We start from the raw sequence: 3,634 nt of genomic DNA on the forward strand, positions 1-3,634 counted from the left end.
TTGTATAGGTTCCATTTTGAACCATCTGGTTTAGGATTATCATTTATCCATTCTTTCATAAAACCATCTAAATAACCTCTAAAATAAGTAGCTATTCCTTCTCTATGAGATTCTGGAGAATAATTTAAATCTAATTCGGTTTTTCGTAATGAATCTTTAACTTTCTGATTAATAAATCCATATTTTTCCATTTGTGCCAATACCACATTTCGTCTATTCTTAACCCCAACCGGGTTTCTATGAGGTCTAGGGTTATAAAAAGAAGAATTTTGGCACATTCCAACCAACATTGCAGATTCTTTAATATCTAAATCTTTCGGTTCTTTTCCGAAATAAATTCTTGAAGCACTACGAATACCATCAGCGTTATTTCCAAAATCGTAAATATTAAAATATTGCGCTATAATTTCTTCTTTTGTGTATTGGCGCTCTAAACGGATTGCAATAATCCATTCCTTCATTTTTTGAATGACTCTTTTAATAATATTACCAGATGCTTTATCTGTAAATAATAACTTTGCCAATTGCTGAGAAATTGTACTTGCACCTCCTCTTGAACCTAAAAAAGCAAAAGCTCTTAAAGTTCCTAATCCATCTATTCCCGAGTGTTCATGAAAACGGGCATCTTCAGTTGCAATTAATGCATCAATTAAATTTTGTGGTAAATCAGTATAACTTACTGGCGTTCTATTATCATTAAAATAGAATTTTCCTAGCGTTTGCCCATCAGAAGAAATAATTTCTGTTGCTAAATTGGTTCTTGGATTTTCCAATAGCGTGTGATCTGGCATTTTACCAAAAACACCCCAAGACGCCAATAAAAACATTAATAAAGTGGCTACTACGCCACCAATAAATAACATCCAAAACCATCGGATATATTTTGAATAATCTTGAACTGCTTTAGTTTCTTTTTTTGCTTTTGCCATAGTTTAAGTGTCTTAAGCCAGTAAGCTTAAGTTTTTAAAGTTATGTTTTTTATTCTTTAATCGGATTTTCTATCCTAAACCCTATGTCTGTTATGCCTTCTAACTCAACAACGCCTTGAACCTTTCCGTTTTCCCGCATGGCATGCTGAATATTGATAGTATACTCGCCAGTTTCATTAAAAACAACCCCTTCTTTATACCACAATTTATTCTCTTTTATATCGGTGAAACCTTTCCCTAAAAGCTTTCCGCTTGGTTCAGCCATCCTATACTCTAAGGTGTCTTTTATCGTTTTTCCATGAGGAAAAACCATTTCCACAATCAAAAATAAATTATTGTATTTGTAAGCGTTTGTATTTCTTAAATTAACAAATAAATTATGGGGTTTAATGTAATCTGGAGGGTTTACCTTAAAACTAACTATGGAATCTTTATGCCATGCATTAGGAACCGATTTATAGTTGTCATAAACACTATTGGAATCGCATGAAACCAGTATAAAAGAACACGTAAAAAAAACTAATAGGAATCTATTTTTCAGCATTTTTATTACTGTTTTGTGGTTTTCTTTTATCCGTTTTTCTTCTTTTATTCTGATTAGGATTCTTTTTAGGTGTTGCATTTTTATTACTAGTATCATTCCTATAACTAGTTACGTTTTTATTAGCTGCAGGCTTTTTATTACCTTGATTCCCTTTTTGATTTCCTTTTCTCCTATTATTTTTACGTTTATTATTGCGTTTTGGACTATCAAATCGTGTTAAACTATCTTGACCTACAACGTTTTCAAATACTTCTTTAGTATCTACTTCTATAAGATCTGAAGCATATTCCTCAAGGCTAGCAACTTTTTTCTTTTGTTTATTTAATTCAATAATTTCATTGGCCTGTTCTGTAGTAATCTTATGCCAATTCATCCACTCACCTTCATAAGCGTACCACATGTGTCCCTTAAAAATATCTGTTTTTTGGCAAACTGCAGTACCCTTTTCGGTAAATAGTTTTGTGTCGTTTTTTGGAAAACTTTTTAATGCATCAAGATAGGAGTCAAGCTCGTAATTTAAACAGCATTTTAACTTACCACATTGACCAGCTAATTTTTGAGGATTTAAAGATAGTTGCTGGTAACGAGCTGCCGATGTACTTACAGAACGAAAGTCTGTTAACCAAGTAGAGCAACACAATTCGCGTCCACAAGAACCAATACCACCTAGCCTAGCAGCTTCCTGACGAAAACCAACTTGCTTCATTTCTATTCGCGTTCTAAATTCTCGCGCAAAAACTTTAATTAGCTCGCGAAAATCTACACGATCCTCAGCAGTATAATAAAATGTAGCTTTACTAGCATCACCCTGAAATTCGATATCTGATATTTTCATTTGAAGTTTCAAATCGATTGCAAATTGACGCGCTCTAACCTTCATTGGTTCTTCTTTGTCTCTTGCAGTCGACCAAATATCAATATCCTTTTGGCTTGCTTTTCGGTAAATTTTAAATTCTTCTTCGGGTTTTTCAGAAATATTTTTACGCTTCATTTGAACGCGTACCAATTCCCCCGTAAGGGTAACCATTCCAATATCATGACCCGCTTTAGCCTGTGTTGCAACAATATCGCCAATACTTAAAGTTAAATTTTCAGTATTGTTGTAGTACTCTTTTCTGCCGTTTTTATAACGTACCTCAACCCAATTAAAAGGTTTTTCTCCGTTAGGAAGAGACATATTTGCTAACCAATCAAAAACGGTTAACTTATTACAACTGTCTGTACCACAAGTACCATTATTTTTGCAGCCCTTAGGTGAGCCGTCTTTTGTTGAGCAACTTGCGCAAGCCATATTTTATATATATTGATTCTGATTAGTAAAGGTTCTATCAGAAGATGGTTCGTAACTATTCATCATCTAGTTTTTACATTTTTTAAAACTATAAACACTTGAAAATGAATTTTTAAGAAGCTATTTTGAAACGTTTTATTTAAAAACTTGCTTCTCGATGTAAATATAAGATTATTCTAAGGATTTGGAAGAAAGATTTTTAATAAAGGAAAACATGGTCTTAATGAATAATTATATTGCCTTTTAAAAACAATTATCTTTATTTAGATTTCCGTTTTTATGCGAATGACAATTACAAACGAAACTTTAGAAATCAGGCTTCAATGAGTTTTTTTCAATTAAACTCAACTTCGTAATTAAGCTTGTTTGAAGTTGTACTAAGCTCTCTTTTAGATTTGAAAATATTTGAGAAAAGTATTTTACTCCAGCCTATTTTTTTGCTATAAGCGTTAAAACTTTCTTCTTTCCAATTAAATCCTTCTTTCCAAAAGCTAGTTGGAGATACATAACAAAAAGTGTAATCAAAGATAAAACTAGCTTCGTTTTTATGCGCCAATTTTGAAATAGAATTAGGCGCTAGCAAGGTAATATTATTGGATTTACAGCTTTCTGTAATCATTTTTATTATTCTAGTATAATCGTCCGTTAAACTTGAAATATCGAAATTATTATATTCTGTATTTCCAATTTTTTGAATAGGACGAATTTGAAGAATATCGAAACTACTGCCGTCAAAATGATCGAAAAATTCTTCTAACTCATGAAAATTATCTTTATTAAAAGTATAATTTATCCGCACTTTAAAATCATAAGTTTGCTTGAGTTTTTTAAAAGCATTGAAAGCCGCATGAAATTTTTCGTAATCTGCTT

3 protein-coding genes and 1 pseudogene are annotated in these 3,634 nt (G+C 31.9%); all 4 read right to left on the bottom strand.

The genetic code is table 11. The annotated features are described in order from the left end of the window. Positions 1-929: transglycosylase domain-containing protein (locus WBN21_RS12640; RefSeq protein ID WP_424200827.1), on the bottom strand; the 929-nt coding region annotated here is incomplete at its 3' end. Positions 930-978: 49 nt separating this feature from the next. Next, complete coding sequence (locus WBN21_RS12645; protein ID WP_424200829.1) at positions 979-1,473, bottom strand: gliding motility lipoprotein GldH; 495 nt, start codon at positions 1,471-1,473, stop codon at positions 979-981. Beyond that, on the bottom strand, positions 1,460-2,764 hold the full coding sequence (locus WBN21_RS12650) for a PSP1 domain-containing protein (RefSeq protein WP_424200831.1): 1,305 nt from the start codon (positions 2,762-2,764) through the stop codon (positions 1,460-1,462). The genes WBN21_RS12645 and WBN21_RS12650 overlap by 14 nt, the downstream gene beginning before the upstream one ends. A 334-nt stretch (positions 2,765-3,098) precedes the next feature. Continuing rightward, positions 3,099-3,634: pseudogene (locus tag WBN21_RS12655) on the bottom strand (radical SAM protein); the annotation flags it as partial.

Origin of the sequence: Algibacter sp. (genome assembly GCF_049667265.1) — a bacterium.
Taxonomy (GTDB): domain Bacteria; phylum Bacteroidota; class Bacteroidia; order Flavobacteriales; family Flavobacteriaceae; genus Algibacter_B.